At 64.9% G+C, this 18,224-nt stretch carries 22 protein-coding genes; 19 read left to right on the top strand and 3 right to left on the bottom strand.

The genetic code is table 11. The features are described from left to right. Positions 1–418: 418 nt before the first annotated feature. Both DMH03_RS13125 and DMH03_RS13120 read left to right on the top strand, forming a co-directional pair. Positions 419–3,412, top strand: coding sequence for an ATP-binding protein (locus tag DMH03_RS13125; protein WP_125792266.1), 2,994 nt, complete (start codon positions 419–421; stop codon positions 3,410–3,412). Between the two features lie 44 nt (positions 3,413–3,456). Beyond that, positions 3,457–4,176, top strand: coding sequence for a peptidase E (locus DMH03_RS13120; RefSeq protein ID WP_199748848.1), 720 nt, complete (start codon positions 3,457–3,459; stop codon positions 4,174–4,176). Here the strand turns inward: DMH03_RS13120 and DMH03_RS13115 are convergent. Then, on the bottom strand, positions 4,163–5,458 hold the full coding sequence (locus tag DMH03_RS13115) for a helix-turn-helix domain-containing protein (RefSeq protein ID WP_125792265.1): 1,296 nt from the start codon (positions 5,456–5,458) through the stop codon (positions 4,163–4,165). The two genes, DMH03_RS13120 and DMH03_RS13115, sit on opposite strands and share 14 nt — an antisense overlap. 227 nt (positions 5,459–5,685) lie before the next feature. On the opposite strand from DMH03_RS13115, the gene DMH03_RS13110 reads away from it, so the two are divergent. The 5 genes from DMH03_RS13110 (at position 5,686) to DMH03_RS13090 (ending at position 8,064) form a co-directional block, all read left to right on the top strand. Further along, positions 5,686–6,063 carry a recombinase family protein gene (locus DMH03_RS13110; RefSeq protein ID WP_125792264.1) on the top strand — a complete coding sequence of 126 codons (378 nt, stop codon included), beginning with the start codon at positions 5,686–5,688 and terminating at the stop codon, positions 6,061–6,063. Between the two features lie 10 nt (positions 6,064–6,073). Next, positions 6,074–6,286: a hypothetical protein gene (locus DMH03_RS13105; protein WP_125792263.1), complete on the top strand. Its 213-nt coding sequence runs from the start codon at positions 6,074–6,076 to the stop codon at positions 6,284–6,286. After that, entirely contained in the window at positions 6,258–6,491 is a 234-nt protein-coding gene (locus DMH03_RS13100) for a hypothetical protein (RefSeq protein WP_125792262.1), read from the top strand. The genes DMH03_RS13105 and DMH03_RS13100 overlap by 29 nt, the downstream gene beginning before the upstream one ends. Positions 6,492–6,890: 399 nt before the next feature. Next, positions 6,891–7,139, top strand: coding sequence for a hypothetical protein (locus DMH03_RS13095; RefSeq protein WP_125792261.1), 249 nt, complete (start codon positions 6,891–6,893; stop codon positions 7,137–7,139). Between the two features lie 139 nt (positions 7,140–7,278). Continuing rightward, positions 7,279–8,064: a trypsin-like serine protease gene (locus DMH03_RS13090; RefSeq protein ID WP_233611490.1), complete on the top strand. Its 786-nt coding sequence runs from the start codon at positions 7,279–7,281 to the stop codon at positions 8,062–8,064. A gap of 65 nt (positions 8,065–8,129) precedes the next feature. On the opposite strand, the gene DMH03_RS13085 is transcribed toward DMH03_RS13090, so the two are convergent. Next, positions 8,130–8,459, bottom strand: a complete 330-nt coding sequence (locus DMH03_RS13085) for a hypothetical protein (protein WP_125792260.1) — start codon at positions 8,457–8,459, stop codon at positions 8,130–8,132. Positions 8,460–8,941: 482 nt separating this feature from the next. Between DMH03_RS13085 and DMH03_RS42035 the strand changes: the two genes are divergently transcribed. The 12 genes from DMH03_RS42035 to DMH03_RS42030 all read left to right on the top strand — a co-directional run bounded on the left by DMH03_RS42035 (position 8,942) and on the right by DMH03_RS42030 (position 17,255). Next, positions 8,942–9,106, top strand: a complete 165-nt coding sequence (locus tag DMH03_RS42035) for a hypothetical protein (RefSeq protein ID WP_158633077.1) — start codon at positions 8,942–8,944, stop codon at positions 9,104–9,106. Beyond that, positions 9,103–9,507 (top strand): hypothetical protein, encoded by a 405-nt coding sequence (locus DMH03_RS13080; protein WP_125792259.1) that lies wholly within the window; start codon positions 9,103–9,105, stop codon positions 9,505–9,507. Before DMH03_RS42035 ends, DMH03_RS13080 begins: the two co-directional genes overlap by 4 nt. Before the next feature lie 29 nt (positions 9,508–9,536). Beyond that, complete coding sequence (locus DMH03_RS13075; RefSeq protein ID WP_125792258.1) at positions 9,537–10,109, top strand: phage tail protein; 573 nt, start codon at positions 9,537–9,539, stop codon at positions 10,107–10,109. Positions 10,110–10,143: 34 nt separating this feature from the next. Next, positions 10,144–10,434 (top strand): hypothetical protein, encoded by a 291-nt coding sequence (locus DMH03_RS13070; protein ID WP_125792257.1) that lies wholly within the window; start codon positions 10,144–10,146, stop codon positions 10,432–10,434. 65 nt (positions 10,435–10,499) lie between these two features. Further along, positions 10,500–10,838 carry a hypothetical protein gene (locus DMH03_RS13065; RefSeq protein ID WP_233611485.1) on the top strand — a complete coding sequence of 113 codons (339 nt, stop codon included), beginning with the start codon at positions 10,500–10,502 and terminating at the stop codon, positions 10,836–10,838. A 9-nt stretch (positions 10,839–10,847) separates the two neighbouring features. Next, complete coding sequence (locus tag DMH03_RS13060; protein ID WP_125792255.1) at positions 10,848–11,792, top strand: hypothetical protein; 945 nt, start codon at positions 10,848–10,850, stop codon at positions 11,790–11,792. A 33-nt stretch (positions 11,793–11,825) separates the two neighbouring features. Then, entirely contained in the window at positions 11,826–12,962 is a 1,137-nt protein-coding gene (locus DMH03_RS13055) for a hypothetical protein (RefSeq protein WP_125792254.1), read from the top strand. Beyond that, positions 12,959–13,834, top strand: coding sequence for a phage tail domain-containing protein (locus tag DMH03_RS13050; protein WP_125792253.1), 876 nt, complete (start codon positions 12,959–12,961; stop codon positions 13,832–13,834). Before DMH03_RS13055 ends, DMH03_RS13050 begins: the two co-directional genes overlap by 4 nt. A gap of 25 nt (positions 13,835–13,859) precedes the next feature. Then, positions 13,860–14,912, top strand: a complete 1,053-nt coding sequence (locus tag DMH03_RS13045) for a hypothetical protein (protein ID WP_125792252.1) — start codon at positions 13,860–13,862, stop codon at positions 14,910–14,912. A 12-nt stretch (positions 14,913–14,924) separates the two neighbouring features. After that, positions 14,925–15,950, top strand: a complete 1,026-nt coding sequence (locus tag DMH03_RS13040; RefSeq protein WP_125792251.1) for a hypothetical protein — start codon at positions 14,925–14,927, stop codon at positions 15,948–15,950. Positions 15,951–15,957: 7 nt separating this feature from the next. Next, a complete protein-coding gene (locus DMH03_RS13035; protein WP_125792250.1) occupies positions 15,958–17,091 on the top strand; it encodes a hypothetical protein in 1,134 nt (377 codons plus the stop codon). Further along, positions 17,088–17,255, top strand: a complete 168-nt coding sequence (locus DMH03_RS42030; protein WP_158633076.1) for a hypothetical protein — start codon at positions 17,088–17,090, stop codon at positions 17,253–17,255. The genes DMH03_RS13035 and DMH03_RS42030 overlap by 4 nt, the downstream gene beginning before the upstream one ends. Positions 17,256–17,624: 369 nt before the next feature. Here the strand turns inward: DMH03_RS42030 and DMH03_RS13030 are convergent, their stop codons facing one another. After that, positions 17,625–18,224, bottom strand: a complete 600-nt coding sequence (locus DMH03_RS13030; protein WP_125792249.1) for a dihydrofolate reductase family protein — start codon at positions 18,222–18,224, stop codon at positions 17,625–17,627.

Here is an 18,224-nt window from a genome sequence, read left to right as displayed (position 1 = left end):
TAGTCGAAATCCAGCTCTGGAATGTACGGAAGGTCTTTGTAACGGGGACGCTCGTCGAGGCTGTATCCTGGAGTCTCTTCTACAACTGGACCAAGACCGGGGCTTTCTCCACGTTCCAGCATCGCAGCAAGCTTGTGTACGTCGTAATCTGTAAATGCGCCCTCAGATTGGACGTATTGCGCAACCTCTAGCCAGGTTGGTGGCAATCCGCCCCGCGCGGCTATTGATTCTTTGCTGCGAGGGTCTTCAGGCAAATACATCCACGCGCGTTGTCCTTTGCCGGAATCAGAAGGTGGTTTTTCTGTCATGAAATAAATAGCTCTTACAGAGTAAGTTATAACATTTTAGCAAAGCGATGTCCACGCGGTTGTTAGCCACCTAGACTGGCTTGCCAGCGACGCAACGAGGGCGGGAGCACATGACCGACGACGTTGGGCCAACTTTCTCCGAGGTGTACCGCAGCTTGCGAGCATTCGCCCAAGACGAAGGCGCTGGACGGCCGGATGACAAGCTGATCAAGTTTTTCCGAAGTGACGGCCGCGCGCTTTGCCGCGCGCTACGTATTAACCCCGAAGGCGAACTCAGTGCGACCTGGAAAGATGTCGTGCAGTTTCTCCGTGTGAGAATCTTGAAGCTAGAGGTACGACCGGCTCGCCAGAAGCTGAGCATTAAAGACCGCGCCGAGCAGTACAGAAACGCCGTAACTGTCTGCTTCAATGTGTCACCGGAAGGTGTGACTGATAAGATTATTACCAAGCGGCGAACGAAGCTTGCTCACAGCCTTGACGAGAAACTTCGAATCGCCGTTAGTACCTGTCAAAAAGACTTCAACCACGCCTGCCGACAGATAGCGGCGTATCTATGCCCAGATGACATGACCGATGTGTCTCTAACAGAACTACCTCAAGCCGACGCGGCGAAGCTCAGTAGCTATGTCCGACGAACACCACTGGAAGAACAGTTCTGGCAAGCAGCGAGGGAGATGCCACAAGGCGTCATCTGCTTCGTTGGCGCACGAGGCACAGGGAAGTCTCGACTCGCATCCGAACTCATTGAGCAAGCCGAGGCCGGCGGCCGTGATTGCCTCAGGCTAGACGGCTCATCCTCACGAGCCCTCTATAATTCGCTCGCCCGCGAACTGTCCGAACGCGATATCCACGTCGACAACAATGATGACGAACTTGTACGCACGTTCATTAGCTACATCAACGCTCCACGCAACAACAAGTCAGTCGTCTTTATCGACGACGTATCCGCTTGGGAGACAATAGAATCCCTTGTCGCTGCTAGACCGACAGTGCTGTTCGTCGTCACGTCAAACAACGGCGAACTGCGTCCGTCTTGTGCACATCGCATGATTGACGTCGACGTTATGAGGGCGGAAGAAGCGACGGCCTTAGCGCGTATGCTTATCGAGCCGACACATGCGACTGATGACGATTGCCGCCAGCTGGCAGATCAGCTGGGATATCTACCGCTTGCCATCGACCACGCCGCTAACCTTATTAGCGACGGCTGGATGCCGCTCAGGGTCTTTTTAGATCAACTGCACATAAATGCATCGGTCGCCCTTGGAACGGGGAGTGAACTACACCGCGAACGCTCGCTGACGTTTATCTATGCTGAGCTGCTACGCGAACAGGCCGCGCGAAGGCCGGAAGCACTGCTTGCTCTAGCGCTGATTGCGCAGGTATTTCCCAAGGAACTACCAATCGAGCTGCTACAGGCTAGCCATCGCACACTCTTCGCTCGTTACTACGGTGTACCGGACGTCGCCCCGGAGTATGCTTTTTCCCTGGCGTTCTCCGAACTGAGACGGCTTCGCCTCATTCGCGAGGAGGCAAGCGGTTGGATGATGCACAGTCTTTCACATCGACTTATCGGCGAACAAGTGAAGAACTACGCGCACGACGCCATCGTGGAGCTGCTACATAACTTTTCGTATCTCTTCAATGACGTGTTCATTGGCAGTTCAATCCACGGCCTTACAATCAATTTATACTGCCACATGGACTGTGCACTTGCCCGACTCGATGAGCTCAGCGATGCTGAACGCAGGTACGCAAGGCTTGGTCGAGTTGTCATTGCAATGAACAAGTTTGACTATATCCAGGGCACTGCGCTGTTCCAGCGCAAGCGCCTCGCCAGAGTGCTCGAACTCGCCCTACGTAACAGACCACGCGCCGAACAGGCAGAAGTCTTTAACTATGTTCACTCGGACATCGACCTGCTCGACCTGCTCTACGCTGATGCGCGTAGCGTTTACGATAACAGTGGGGACGCCGTAGGATACGCTGACAAGACTCTGTCGGTAATAGCGTCCATGCGAACCGCGGCTGCTCCAGATGATTTAGAACGGCAAGTATGGATGAACTTTGTCGAGATTGACGCTCGCCTAGTTGGTTGCGTCACGCCGGTTCCGAGCAAACTGGCTATGGACACGATGGCGATGATCAAAGCGTCGCCGCATACGCACAATCCGATCTGGCTCGGTGAGGCCTTTTTGCGCCTGGCTGCGACGGAGGCCAGGTGTGCCTACCTCAATGCTGCCATCGGCCTCTACGGGTTCGCCCAGAAGCAATTTGAGCTCAACCCCGACAACGCCAACTGCCGGAATGGCGCCGTATACGCCATGACGGCAGCGCTCAGACTCATGACACTGGCAAGCGTTGGTTCTCGGTGGCAGTTGTGCAGGGATGCGGTGCAGGTATTCAAGAGCGAGTCTAATAAATGGGAGGGTGACGCCGCCTCTCCGCCTATACTCATAAGCATCAACACAACAAGGAAAATAGGCGAGGCGCAGGAGCTACTAAATCTTACAGAAGTACTCAAGGCGATGTCATATAGCCACAATCCGGAGATTCATGGCAGGTACATCAACAACCAGTCAGAGTGGTTTGAGTATCAGCTAGAACGCTTTGATAGCGGCCTACTTGAAATTCTGACCAACAAGCGCCATCAACTACGATATGACGCGGTTCGTCATGGCGACTTCGCTACTGTCGCATTTCAAGTTAATGAGTTGTTGCAGCAATTCAAGGACACTTCAGACCCAGAAGAAATGTTGCACATTTTGTTACTGCGAACGAAGTTGCACACATTGCTTGCACACGGGCGGTTGCCATTAACTCTCGGCGAGCAATTCATTGGCGACCTAATCTCTTTTGCTACTATCGCGCAGCGCTACGGGCTTGCCCAACTGACGCAGGAAGCCTGCATTGTGGCGCATTTCGTGTTGGCAGCGTCTCCGGAAGGAAACCGAGGAATGCTTATAGCTCCGCTACACGAAAAAGACTGTCCTGTTCCGCTGGCGGTTGAGGATGCATTTCCTGAACCTGGACTGTCAACTTTTACCTGGTATACGCGCGTTCTAACTGGCGAAGCTGCCCCTTTCGGGATTCTCGTGTTCTAGCACGACATCGTGCACCATCAGGGTGAACCTGGCACCATAACTCCGTGCCAGCCCACACTCCCACCATCCTCGCCACCTCCATGGGCCTCAATCGCGCCCGTGACCTGTGGCAGCCCGGCCCGGTCTTCGACTACGCCTGTGAGCTGGCCCGTCCGGCCGGTACGCCCAAGCTCTGCGTCGTGGCCACGGCTAGTGGCGACCAGCGCGACACGCTGGACCACTTCGAAACAGCGTTTGCCGACCAGCCGGTCGAACTGTCGCACCTCGCCCTGTTCGACAAGCCAAACGTCGACGACGTTGCTGCGCACCTGCACAGCCAAGATGTCATCTGGGTAGATCGCGGCAGCCTGGTGAATCTGCTGGCCGTCTGGCGTGCGCATCGGCTTGACGCGGTACTGCGGGACTGCTGGGAAGCGGGCGTGGTGCTGGCTGGGGAGTCGGCCGGTTCGCTCTGCTGGTTTGTCGGTGGGACAACGGACTCGTTTGGACCGGTGCAAGCCGTCACGGATGGGCTCGGCCTACTGCCGTACGCCAACACCGTGCACTACGCCGACCGCCGTGAGCAGTTTCAGCAGCTCATCAGGGATGTGACCTTGCCTGCGGGCTACGCCACCGACGCCGGGGCCGGACTGCATTTCGAAGGCACGGAGTTGGTGGCGGCGATCAGCGACCGGAAGAACGCCGGGGCCTACTGGGTGGAGCGGCAGGCGGACGGTTCAGTAAGGGAAACGGCGCTGGATATCAAGCGACTCAAGCGTTCGTAGGTGTGTCGCTCTGCAAGCGGTGGAGCACATCGGCGACTTCGCTGCGCTGCCGCCAGTGCTGGAGTACCGGCACGGCGCGCCGGAGTTCGCTGCGCGCGGACAGCGATTGCAGGGCGGTGCTGTCATCAATGGCTTGCCAGGCCAGCCGGGCCGCTTCGTACGGCTGGCCGACGTTGGCGTAAGCGCGCGCCAGCTTGGCGCGGGTAATCGTCGCTGTACGAGCTGAGGCAGTGGAGAGCGTGGCCAGGCGCGGTTCCAGCACACCAATGGCGGCTTCACCTTTGCCAAGGTAGATGTCGCACGTCGTCCGGAAGATGGCGTACAGGTCATCACTGACCACACTGCGCTGGCCGAGTTCGCTGCCGTCGTCACCAGGCTCGTCGAGCAGGATCATGGCCTGGTCGAGTGCGCGAGCGCTGGCGTCAGCCTCCCACGCCAAGGCATGCCCGAAGGCCATCTGCTTGGCGGCGAGACCCCGGATACGGACCGGAGCCAGCGGCATCTCGTAGGCCGCCAGGGCGTGGTCAACGGCGCGGTGGCCGTCACTGGCAAAACTGACCGCCATCATGGAGCGGCGGACGAATGTGTAGGCAGTCATCGCCGTCCACCCGCTGCTCTGCGCCCACTGCGTTGCCCGGTCGGTCCAGAACAGTGCCTCCTCAGCACGGCCGGCCTCCTCGCTCAGCCAGCTCAAGCTTTCGGCGTAGCGGGCCTGCAGTACCAGGTAGTCCGCACGTAGGCCGGGTTCAGCCCGGCGGCGGAGACTGTCGAGGACGGCGATCTGGGCAGTCAGCGCGTCGAGCAGGCGGGACGGCGGCAAGGCCCGCGCCGCTGCCTGGTAGTGCTCCAGCGCGTCCGCCAGCGTAGTCAGCGTGTCGCGGTTCGGCTGCACCGCGCCAAGGGCCTGTTCCAGCCGCGTCAGCGTCGGGCTAGCTAGCAGCCCGATACCGAGGCTAGCCAGCAGCTCACGCCGCGAAATGGGCACCTGGCCACCTCCTCCCGGCAGCTGAACGTGTAACACAGAGTCATCGGGTACCCGCAGTGCAACCGAGCCACACGTCCGGTTGTCGCCGCCCGCCAACAAGCTGGTGATGATGCCGCCGGTGTCGTAGATGGCGTCTAACTTCTCGGCCAGCCAGCGGTGGAGCTGGCGACGGCCCGACTCCACGTACGACAGTTGGGACTCAGCGCAGCCCGCACGACGGGCGACGGCGGCCAACGTCAGTTTCCGGGCACGCCGCAGGTCTCGTACCACCGTACCGAGCGCCACGTCCCCAGGCATCGATCGCTCCTTGACAGTTCTTCACAACCGCCGGTGATTCCTCGACTTCGGACAGTCAACCACACAATCATGCAGGTCAGACACCCGGCGGCCGGTTGACCGGTCGCCTCCCCCGAGACCACGGGCGGCCTCCCGCAACGGTTCACTGGCCCGCCCTGGTCGATCGTCCCGGCTGCCGGGTGTCGCCCAACCGGCTCACCAGGCGACTAAGGCGAACGGAGCACGACATGACGGCGGGAGTGGCCGAACGGCCAGCACGGGACATAGCCGCCGAAGGCGAACCGATCACCCGGCCGCTGGCCTACGGCTACATGCGGGTGCCGTGTGACGTGCCGGACGACAAGGTGCGACGGCTGGAAGAAGCCTTGCGGACGTTCGCTGCGCTCAAGGGCTTCTACCTGGTGACGTTCTTCTTTGAGTTTTCGTGTGGCTCGCACGAGGCGTTCCAGGAACTCATTATCGAGCTTAAGCGTGCCGATGCTCACCATGTCGTCATTCCGTCGTTGCGCCATCTCGCGCGCAGCATCCTGCTGCAAAACACCATGCTCGGAGAACTCGAATTTGAAGCCGCGGCCGAAGTACTCGTGCTTCGGGAAAGCGACTAACACCAGACCAATGATGAAAGAAACGATCGACCTGGTTAAAGCACTGCGAGCAGTGACGGCCAACGTCGAAAACATTGCGGGCGCACTCCTGGTCGGCCAAATGCCGCCACCGAAGCAGCGTCAATACGCCGGATTACTGCGTGAGCTGGCCGTACTACTCGAAGACCATGCCGAGGCGCAGGAAAGGCAGGCCGGTGACCAAGCACCAGATGAAGCTCCCTGACAGCATCGAAGCGATTGCCAACCACATGCTGTTCGTTTCCGGGAAACTCAAGACCGGCGAGTTGCCAGGGACGGAGTTGCGCGAGCTTGGCTTTCTGCTGGCTGAACTGGCCGAGACGGTGCACTACTACGCCGACAAGCTTGGTTCACCGCTCGGGCGTCACGCACTACGGGAACCACCGGACGACACCTCACTAGGGCCGTGAACCCGGTTGGCTGGTACGTCGTCATCTTGGGTGGTGGCTTCCTCCTTGTCGGGCTGGGAATGCTCGCGACAACTCGGCTACGCAACCGGCGCGGCATTGGGCACAAGGACGAACGGTCCCCAGCAGCGATCATTGCACGTGTTGCAAAAGAGCGAGCAGAAGCGGATTTCGCTCGTGCCCCAACGGAAGTACTACCGGTGATTTCTCCGGACGACATCCCGACGCAGCCGATGCCGAAGCTGCCACCGTTGCCGCGTCGCAGACGGCCGTACGTTAACCGGCCGCCGACGCCCTGGCCACGCCAGAAGACAGCCAAGCGGCCAGAGCAAGAACTCATGCAGCGCATTTTGGACGGGCTAAAACGCCTTGAATAACCCCCACCGAATTGGACGCCGACCCGTGGCCTACGTGATGACGTTCTCCAACACCAAACTGGCGGACAGCTTCTTTGAGGCAGCCTTCTGGCTGAACGAGCCGGGACAAGACGGCGTGAACGTGCTGGCCATTACCGCCGAGCTGGAACTAGAAGACGAGCAAGCCGGAACGCCGGAAGTGCATCACTTGACGCTTTGCTACAGCGACGGCAACGAACCGGCCGAAGCAGCGGCCTTGGCGGCCTACCGCGCCCGACACGGACGGCAGCTCTAAAAGCGGCACGCGCTCTCCCTAATCCCCTCCGGCACCCGACACGTCGGAGGTAGCAAAAGCACCACAGAAAATACGAGAGAGGAAGCCCTTGAGAAAGACTGTAATTGCGTCCACGCTTGCATTTCTGAGCTTGTCCGGAGTGTTCGCCGCCAGTCCAGCGACGGCTGACGTGCAGCCGAACATCGTGGGCGGCAACGAGGCCATCGGAAATACCGGCTGGGCAGCCTCGCTCCAATACGACGCCCCGGCCTACGGACGCGTGAGCTACCACACCTGCGGTGCGGCGCTGCTGTTCCGCTCGTGGGTGGTCACCAACGCCCACTGTGTCACCGACATGCCCGGCAATCCGCCGGGGCAGGTGCCGACCAGTGCCAAAACCTTCTCCGTGCGCGTCGGTTCCAAGGACCGGACGCAGGGCGGCGAGGCAGCCAAGGTGGTCAAGATCGTGGTACACCCCGGTTGGCAGTGGGCGGCCGGTGCGCCGGACAAGCCCGTCAACGACGTGGCCCTGCTCCAGCTCGACCACGCCGTGAACGTCCAGCCCATCCAGCTCGCCGGACGTGCGGCCAAGCCGGGCGACCGCGTGATGCTCTACGGCTGGGGTGCCGACCAGCCGGACGGCAGCGGCCCCCTCCCCACGCGGCTCCAGCAGCTCAGCACGCGGGTACTGCCGCCGGTCAAGTGCGCCGACGCCCGGCAGTCGGCCGGAGAGGTCTGCACGAACAACCCGCACGGCACGGATGGACCCGGTGCGGGCGATTCCGGCAGCCCGGCCGTGGAGCTGGGCAACGGTGTGCCCAAGCTCGTCGGCACGGGCAGCCGGGGAGCTGCGCAGTACCCTGGTGAGGCACCGACTGTCTACACCAGTTCGCCGGACTTCCGGGGCTGGCTGTACGACACGGCACGGGGTGTAGCCGCCGCGTAGCGGTTGCTAGCCGCAACAAGGAACGAGCCTGCCCGTGTTTCTCGGGGCAGGCTCGTTCTGTGCGGCTACTTGCGTTTGTACTTCTTCACCAATCGCCACACGCTTACCACGCTGACGCCGTACTTCTCCGCCACGACCGCTTGCGTCATGTCCTTCGTGTCCCGGACGATCTGCGCTAGCTCATCCGGGGTGAACTGCTCAGTCAGCGGCGGACGCTTGACCCACTGTTTCCGCTCCCCTGGCGGTGGCGGCAGGCTTCGCACGCTATGACTGCCGACGTCCGTGGCAGACTGCGCCCGCTCTAGCTGCCGCTGTACTTCACGCAGGTCAGCCAGCACGTCTAGGCGGTTGGAGTAGTGAGTAAGCAAGTCCACCCCACCGGCCCGCGCGAGCATGGCGGCGTGCTCGCGCGGAAGCCGCCCGCCACGCCCCCGCGGCCGGTTCGCCGCCGACATTCGGAAAGCCGGTCCGAATCAGCGGATTCCGCTGGAACGACGAAGGCTTTCTCCCGTCGAACAGTCGGCGAATCGGCACCGCCGAATGAATTCGTAAAAGACATTTCAGCTAATTGATCACTACGCACTCGTTCTCGGCGGAGCCGGTTGAGCCGGACGCCGATCTGCGTATACTCGGCCTCAAGCGCCGGTAGCAGCCATCTCACCGCGGCGCGATGGGGTTTTCGCGGCATACCACACATTCCCGGGGGGATACGTGTACCCGCTCGACGGTTGACACGTCGGCGCATTGTCCATTGTGGAATTCATGCGCCGGTTCGCCTGCACCTCTCCACTCAAGAGTTCACCGTGCTCACCAAATGCGCGCGCGGAATCGATCCTGCTCGCGTTTCGCTGCCCGTCGGCGCCTTTCTAGGAGAGCCATGCCCAGAATTCGACTCACCTATTGGTGGGACGGCCACTCCCCCGGTGACGTGGTCGATGTCGACGACCAGGTCGCGGTCACGTTGGTCGGCCGGATCGGGGTGCGAGCCGAGGACGACGATGGCGAGCCCGCGGCCGAGCGGTCCGAGACGAGCGAGGCGTGACCGCCCCGATCGCCTTCCCCGACGTCGAGCGGCTGGTCGTCGACTCGATCAAGAACCGTGCGGAACTCGCCGGGATCGTCGTGGACAACAAGCCGCCGCCCGGCTTCAACGGCACCCAGAAGACCGTGCTGGTCTCGCGCGTCGGCGGGGCGTGGATCGACGACCAGTACCTCGACCAGCCGTTGATCGACCTGGAGTGCTACGGCCCCGACAAGACGGCCGCGCACGGCGTGTCATTGCTCGCGAGGGCCGCGGTTCTCACGCTGCGCGAAACCGGCTACGGCGGCGCGCGGGTGGTCGACGTCGCCGAGATGGACGGCCCGCGCTGGCTGCCCGACTACCACCACGCGGCGGCCAGCCGCTACCTGGCCACGGTGCGGCTGCTCGTCCGGCCCGCCTGACCGATTCCCCGAGCAAGGAGTAAGCGCTGATGGCTGGTTCCAACGCCAAGGAGATCCGGGTCGCCGGCAGCGGCCGCATCCTCGTCGCCCCGCTGGGCACCGCGGCACCCGCGGACACCACCGCGGCCTGGGGTGCCGACTGGAAGGACCTCGGCTACACCACGACCGACGGTGTCAAGGTCGCCAAAAAGGACAAGATCGACCCGATTGACACGTGGCAGAGCGTCAGCCCCGCCCGGTTCGTCTACTCCGACCGCGACCTGACCTTCAAGTTCCAGATGCTGCAGCTCAACGAGGACACGATGCCGTTCTTCTTCGGGGGCGGCGCGGTCGCGCAGGTCGGGACGTCCGGGGTCTACAAGTACGAGATGGCCGCCGAGCCGAAGTTCGACGAGCGCATGCTCGGCGTGGAGTTCACCGACGGCAACGACGTGCGGTACCGCCTCGTCGTCGCGCGTGGACAGGTCACCGAGACCGAGGAGATGGCGCTGGTGCGCACCGCTCCGCTGAAGCTCGGCGTCACCTACACGGCGCTGGCCGTCGACGAGAAGGCCCCGCTGGTCACCTTCCTGATGAAGGACCCGTCGTACGCCGCCGTCTGACCACCCCCCTGCCCGGCATCGAGAGGACATCGCCATGGGCCGTTTCAACGTCAACGCCGCTCGAGCCCAACGCCTCGAGGTGGACGGCACGGACTGGGAGTTCGAACTGGACGACGAGGTCTTCCGGCTGCCCCGCGAGTTCCCGCGTGCCATGGCCAAACAGCTGAGCCAGATCGACGACAACGACATCGACGGCCTGCTCGAGGTGCTGCTCGGTGAGGAGCAGTACGCGCGCTTCGACAAGCACACGGTGACCGTGCAGGACGTCGCCGCGCTGCTGGAGGCCTACGGCAAGGAGACGGGTCTGCCGCTGGGGGAAGGCTGAGCCTCGGCACGCTCGTCGAAGAGCATGCCGAGGCCCTCGAGGCCGACCTGCTGCGGTACTACAACGTGGATCTGCTCGACTGGTACCGGGAGAAGCTGTCGTCCCGGCGGTTGAAGGTGCTCATCGAACACCTGCCGCGGGATTCGTCGTTCGCGAAAGCGTTGCACGGCGAGGAAGCGGAATGGCACCTGAGCGACCACCTGCTGGCCGCGGTGGTGGATCACCTCGCGGTGTCGAACTGGATGTTCGCCACGGTCAACCGGGACGAGAACGCCGAGGAGATCCCGTACCCGCAAGCCATTCCCCGGCCAGGGCCCGAAGCGGTCGACGAGGAAGCACTCAAGGCGGAACCCGAGAGCACGGACGCGAGCGAAATCCTCGCCTTCTTCCGCAGCGCTGGTTAGGAGACGGACGTGACCATGCCGCCCATCGGGGGCTACCACCCGACCGGTCCCGGCCCTGGCCCGCTGACGCCTGAGCAGAGCGAGGCTCTGCTCAAGCAGGCCGTCGCGGCGTTCAAGGTCGCGTTCCCAGACCCGGCCGTGCTGCACAAGGGCGAGATCACCGCGATCAAGAACGAGCTCAACGCCCTCAACCTCGCGATCAACGGCATCAAGGGCGAGTTCAACATCGTCAGTGCCCAGACCGACCTCGTGCGATTGGAGTCCAAGCCACTCTTCGATCTCCAGGAATACCTCGCGGGCAAGAAAGGCGAAAAGCCCGAGCAGATCAAGGCAGAGGCCGCGGCCGCTCAGAAGAAAGCCGATGACGCCCATCAGCTTGCCCAGAACTCCCTTCGCAAAGCCAACCAGATTGATTCAGCACTGCAGCGGGTCGTCACCAACCAGATCAAGCCGCTCGAACAGCGTTTGGAAGGCCGGATCACCCAACTCGACCGGCGTGTCACCCAGGACGCCGCCGCCGCGAACAGGCTCGCCCGGAATGCCAACCAGAACGCCGGAACCGCGCTACGGAGAGCCAACCAGGTCGGCACCGGGGTACAGCAGGGCATCACCGCGCGACTCAACCCGATCTCGCAGAGCATCTCGACGTTGCGCGGCCAGGTCACCCGGCTCGACCGGCGCGCGGCGGCCATCGGCCGGGAGACAACGGCGGCCCTGCAAGGGGTCCGGCGGGTCGGCACCGGCCAGAACCAGCTCACCCGGCGTATCACCACGTTGGAGCGCAGGCAGCAGACCGGCCAAGGCGGGCGCGGCCAGGACGCCGCCGCGCTCAGGCGTGAGGGCGACCGGACCCGCCGGGCCGTACGCGAACTCACCGCCGCGATGCGCGGCGCGGGCCCCGGATCCCAGCAGTTCAAACGGCAGCTCGACGCGATCGAGCAGTCGCTCCGCTGATCCTCACCACGCAGACGAAGGAAGCCAGCCAGCATGAGAAATGCCTTGGTACAGGCCACGGGCGCGGTCGGCCGGTTCCGCGCGGCGCTGACGCAGGCCAGTGGGGCGGGCGGCCGGTTCCGGACGGCCACGAGCCAGAGCACCACGCAGGTCCGCCAGCTCAAGACCGCGGCCGACCAGGCGGCGAGGTCCGTGCAGCAGGCCGGGCGGCAGGCGGCGTCCGGCGGCGGGTTCTTCTCCCGGTTCAGCCAGGGGTTGCGCACCGCGACGACCGCCCAAAGAGGACTCAACACCGCGATGAAGGCCAATGTCCTCGGCTTCCTGCTCAGCCTGTTGCTGCCGCTGATCGCCAAGATCGTCGACATGGCCATGCAGTCGCAACGCGTGCGACAAGTCGTGTCCGCGGCCTTCCGGATCATCGGACAGGTCGTCGGCGCGGTGATGGACTTCGTCCGCAAGATCATCAGCGCGGTCTGGCCATGGATCGAGACCTACGTCCGGACGTACATCACCATCGTCATGACGGTGATCCGGACCGTCATGAACGTCATCCAGACGGTCATCTCCACCGTGTGGAACGTGATCTCCACGATCTTCCGCACGGCCATGAACGTGATCAGCGCGGTGGTCTCCGGTGCCTGGAACGGCATCAAGAACGTGATCATGCCGGTCATCAACTGGATCGGCGAGGCGATCCCGGCCGTGTGGAACCGGGTGACCGGAGCGTTGCGTGCGGCGTGGGACGGGCTGGCGGGCTTCGCGCGCGCCGCGTTCGAAGCGGTGCTCGGCGCGGTCAAGGCCCCGATCAACGCCATCATCGGCCTGGTCAACATGGCGATCCGCGGCCTCAACGGCATCAGCGTCACCATCCCGGATTGGGTGCCGTTCGTCGGTGGCAAGACGTTCGGTCTCAACCTGCCGCAGATCCCGCAGCTGGCCTCGGGCGGTATCGCCACGCCGGTGCCGGGCGGGCGGCTGGTGAACGTCGCCGAGGCCGGGCACGCCGAGGCGATCATCCCGCTGTCGAAGCTGCCGCAACTGCTCGACCTGACGAACAAACGCCGCGACGTCAAACCGGTCACGGTGAACATCCACCCGAGGGCACGGCAGTCCGAGTACGAGATCGGCCGGATCGCCGCCCGCGAGCTGGCGTGGGCGGGGAAGCGATGACCGCGATGCGGCCCCCGGGAACCGTTCTGCAGCAACCGGTTTTCTCGGTCGACGGCTGGGCGGGCAACACCGTCGACGCCGAGGGCGTGGAGTGGTGGGTGACGAAGGAGGAAGGCTGGGCGTCCTCCCCCGCCGTCCGGCTCACGATGACCGACCGGCCGGAGCGGGACGGCGCGTTCGACGCGCCGTCCTACCGCTCGCCGAGGGTGATCACCTTGGAGGGCACCGCGATCGCGCCGGATCGGATCAGCAAGGAACGCGCCAAGGACGGCCTCGCCGCCGTGCTCAACGACGGCTCACGGCTGTTCCCGCTCGTGGTGACCGAGCCGCACGCGGTGCGCCGGGCGATGGTGCGGCTGTCCGGCGAGTCGAAGATCATGGACAAGAAGGCGGGCGCGTTCGAGTTCTCGGTGCAGGTCACCGCGCCGGACCCGTTGCGCTACTCCGCCGAACTGCGCGTCGCGACCTGCCCGCTCCCCAGTTCCGCCGGCGGATTGAGCTTCCCGCTGGCCTTCCCGCTGGATTTCGGGACCGGCGCCACCGGCGGCAGGCTGTCGCTGGAGAACAATGGCACCGTGGCGGCCTGGCCGACGTGGAAGATCAGCGGCCCATGCGCCGATCCGGTGCTCATCAACACCCAGACCGGCGAGGAGCTGGCCTTCCAGATCCAGCTGGCCGCCGGCGAGGTGCTCGTCGTGGACACCGACGCGAGAACCGTTCTGCTGCAAGGCCTCGCGTCGCGCCGCTCGGTGATGCTGCCCCATTCACGCTGGTTCCCGCTCGTCCGTGGCGGGATCGACGTCGCGTTCCGGGCGGGCGCCTACAACCCGGCCGCGCGGCTCACCGCCGAATGGCGTGACGCATGGAGCTGAACATCTCGAGACTAGGAGCCCGCTGATGCCCGAGCGCGATTCCGCCTGGCTGTCCGGTGGCGTCGTCGACGCCGAGGACGCCCGGCTCGCCACCGGATCCCTCGTGGCCGCCGGGAGCTCCCCGGTGCAGAGCCGGACCGGGCTGCGGCCGGCGGCGAGCGCCGGCCGGGTCGGGCCCACCAGTCCGCCGTCCGGCAAGGTCCAGGTCGCCCCGTTCCAGGCGGTCATCCAGGGCACCCGTTCACCCAGCGCGGGTTCGTACCTGGTGACACTCGATCAGGCCAAGACCATCGACGTGCTCGGCGCCGTGCCCGCCCACGCGACCTTCGCCCGGTACGACCTCATCGTGGCGCGCCAGACCGACACGCAGTACGGCGACACGACGTCGGCGATGACGGTGACCCTGGTCGCGGGAACGCCCGCGCAAACGCCGGTGGAGCCCACGGTCGCGGGTGACGTCATCGTGCTGGCCCGGATCACGGTCCCCGCCAACGCGACCACGATCGGTTTGACGCAGCTTCAGGATCGGCGCGTCTTCACCAGCTCCATCGGCGGTGTCGTACCGGTCCACGGCGAAGTGAACCGGCCGCCCGTGCCGTACGCCGGTCAGCTGGTGTACCGGCAGGACCTTCGGGTGCTCGAAGCCTACGAGGGCACGGCGTGGAAGCCCGCGGTCGCCAACTCGCTGGCCATCTACGGGCCCAACGATCCGGGCTGGCCGCTGGGCGGTGCCACCGTCGGCGGCGACCGCCGGGTGTTCAACCGGCTGACCGTGCCGGCCGTGTACTTCGCGCGCAGGCTGTTGATCACCGCGATCGCCTTCTACGACACGTCCGGCGCGGCCGACCGGTACGACATCACCCTGCAGGCCAACGGCACCACGGTCGGCCTGACCGTGGTGAACACCCCGATCGGTGCCGGGATGGCCACCGGCTCGGTGACCGGGATCGCCAGCCAGCCCGCCGACACGGTCGTCACCGTTGAACTCGGCATCCAGCGGTTCGCCGGCGACGGGACGGTCCAAGTCGGGTGGGGCCATCCCTACGACTCCATCAACGTTCTCGCGATCCCCAGCTAGGAGACGAAAACCATGCCAGAACGCGACTCCGGCTGGGTCGGCGGCGCCGTGGTCGACGCCGAGGACGCCCGGCTGGCCACCGCTGCCCTCGCCGCGCCGGGCAGGTCCCCCGCCCAGTCCCGCACCGGCCTGCGGCCTGCTCCCGGCGACCCCGGGTTGGTCCGCGCGACCCCCACGCCGTCGGGAAACGTGACCGTGCAACCGTTCCAGGCCGTCATTCAGGGCACACGGCACGCCGCCGCGGGCGCTTATCTGGCGACACTGGACGAGCAGAAAACGCTCGAAGTGCTGAAGGTGCCCGCCCACGGCTCGTACAACCGTCACGATCTCGTCGTCGCCCGGCAGACCGACGCGCAGTACGGCGACCCGGCCTCGAAGTTCATCGTCGAGGTCGTCGCGGGGACCGCCGCGTCGCAGCCGAGCGACCCGACGGTGACCGGCGACGTACTCAAGCTCGCCCGGATCACGGTGCGTGCCAACACTTCGACCGTGACCGGAGGCGACATCACCGACCTGCGCCCGTACACCTGCGCGGTGGGCGGGATCCTGCCGGTGCGCAACGCAAGCGAGCGTCCCGTCGACGCCTACCCCGGCCTGTACGTGCATCGCGCCGACACCGGCAAGCTCGAATTCTGGAGCGGCAGCGCGTGGAAGTCGCTGGTGGTGGACGACGACACGGGCTGGCAGGTCGTGCCCGTGGCCGCCGGCTGGACGGCGGGAAGGCCGAATGACACCGAGGAAGCGACCGTGGTCCACGTACGCAGGATCGGCCCCGAGGTGTACGTGCGGGGCGCGGTCACCCGCCAGAACACCCCGGCCGGCCACGGCACGGTGATCCTGACGCTGCCGCAGGCCTATCACCCGCAGTTCGGGCACCACTGGGCCGGGAACACCTGGAGTGGCCATGCCATCGGCTCGCATCAGTTCCTCGACCTCGGTATCCAGCGAAACGGTGTCCTGGCCATGTGGACGGACAACAACGTCGGGGTGCCCGTCGGCGAGACCGTCATGCTGAACACGTCCTACCTGCTGGGCTGACCGGACGATGACGAACCGGAACACCGCCCGCTACCGGTACATCGTGGCCGATCTGCGGACCGGGCAGGTACACGCGGAACTGCCGCTGCGCGACGTCTCGTTCAGCTCGGTGCTCAACGACGCGGGCGAATTCCAGGGGAGACTCGTACTCGGTGATCCCCGCATCGCCGTGGGCGAACCCGAATTCGTGACGAGACCCGCGCACACGGCGCTGTACGTCGAACGCGACGGTGTGCTGGTGTGGGGCGGGATCGTCTGGACGAGCAAGTACTCGTCGGCGGGCCGCGCGATCGAGATCGGGGCGGCGGGCTTCCTGTCCTATTTCGACCATCGCCGGGTGCTGCCGAAGGACTTCGACCCCGCGAGCGGCACCCTGGCGGGGATCGCGGTCACGTACACGGGTGTCGACCAGACCGAGATCGCCCGCAACCTGGTCGCCACCGCGCAGGGGCATCCGCGCGGCAACATCCGGGTGCAGTCCGATCCCTCGGTGACGTCCGGGATCCGGCGCACGATCAGCTATCCGGGCCGTGAGCTCAAGTCCGTCGGCGACGCGCTGCGCGAGCTGTCCGATCTGGAGAACGGACCGGACTTCGCGTTCGACGTCGGCTACGGCGAGGGTGGCCACGCGGTGCGCAGGTTGCGGATCGGCACACCGGAACTGGGCCAGCAGGGCACACCGCATGTGTGGGAGTTCGGCGGCAACCTCATCGAATACTCGTGGCCACGCGACGGATCGTCGATGGCGACCCGGGTGTTCGCCCTCGGCGACGAGAACGAAGCGGGCCAGCAGGTCGGCATCGCACAGGACAACTCGGCAGCCCGGCTGTTGCTGGAAACCGAGGTGTCGCTCGTGAACCTGAGCGATCCGGGGCTGCTTCGTTCGCAGGCACGCTCGGCGCTGGCCGCCGCTGTCGATCCGGTCGTGCTACCCGAGTTGGTCGTCCGGGGCGATCTGGACCCGGTGCTCGGCTCGTACGCCGTCGGCGACCATGCGCTCATCGTGGTGCGCGACGACTTCTTCCCGCTCGGCACCCAGTTCCGGGTCCGGATCGTCGCGCTCGAAGTGACCCCCGGCGACGACGCGGGCGAGGAACAGGTGCAGCTCACCGTGTCACCGATCAGTGGAGGACCGTCATGACCCGCGTGAACCAGCCCGACTCGCTGCTCACTGAGCTGCGCGACATCAAGCGGCGGCTTCGTGCGCTGGAGACCAGGAGTGCCGCGCTCGCCCCGGCACCCGCGGCCGCCTCGGCTGCCGACGTGCCGGAGACCGAGGAGCCGCGCGCCGACAAAGCCGAGTAAGCGGTCGTGGCCACGTACTGCTGTGATCCGATGGACGACTCGCGTGATCAGACGGACGACACGCGTGATCCGATGGACGACACGCGTGTGTGGACGGACGACTCGCGGCGGGACCCGGCCTCACGCGTGTCGTCCATCCAGTCACGCGTGTCGTCCATCGGATCACGCGTGTCGTCCGTTCGGTGCAGGTGGTCGTGAGTGGCGTTTCGCCGTTCTAACCCGAAACGCCACTCACGAGTGCTTAGCCAGTGTCCTTGCCCGCCTGAGTACATGAAGGACCCAGAGTCCCTCAAGGAGGCCTTCACGGACCGTGCCTGGCACCAACCCGCAGCCGGAATCCACGTCGATACCTAAGACCCGTATCCCCACTCAGCGCACCCGGTCGTAGACGAGCGCCATCTCCCCCAGCTCCCCGACCTCCTGATACGCCAGCGTCCACTTCGACGCGGGCAGCCCGTCGACGAACAGGCGTTGCCCGCCGCCGGTGATCTCGGGGCAGATCATCAGGTACAGCCGGTCGATCAGGTCGTCGGCGAGCAGGGCCTTGATGACGCTGGCGCTGCTGTTGACCAGGATGTCGCCGTCTCCGTTCGCCTTCAGGCCGGCGATGACGTCGGCGGCGGGGGCGTTCACGATGCGGGCGCGGTCCCAGGGCGCTTCGGTCAGGGTTGTGGAGAGGACCACTTTTTCGGCGTCCGTGAGCCACTTCGCGTAGGCGCGGTCGCGGGGGTCGGCGTTCTCGTCGGCGGCGATGGCCGGCCAGAAGCTGAGAAAGCCCTCGGCGTTCAGTCTGCCGAGCACCGCGGTGGTCGCCTTTTCGTGGATGCGGGCGAGGGCCGCGCGGGCGACGTCGGTGGTGGCGTACGAGACGATCGCGCCCATGTCGCCGGGGCCGCCGGGGCCGCTGTAGTGGCCGTCGAGGGTGAGGCCGATGTTCGCGGTGACGCGGCGGCCGGTCGGGTTCGTCAT

The sequence above is a fragment of the Amycolatopsis sp. WAC 01376 genome, from assembly GCF_003947415.1.
Lineage (GTDB): Bacteria > Actinomycetota > Actinomycetes > Mycobacteriales > Pseudonocardiaceae > Amycolatopsis.
Note: the sequence above shows the minus strand (reverse complement) of the source record. Positions and strands in the feature narration are given on the sequence as shown.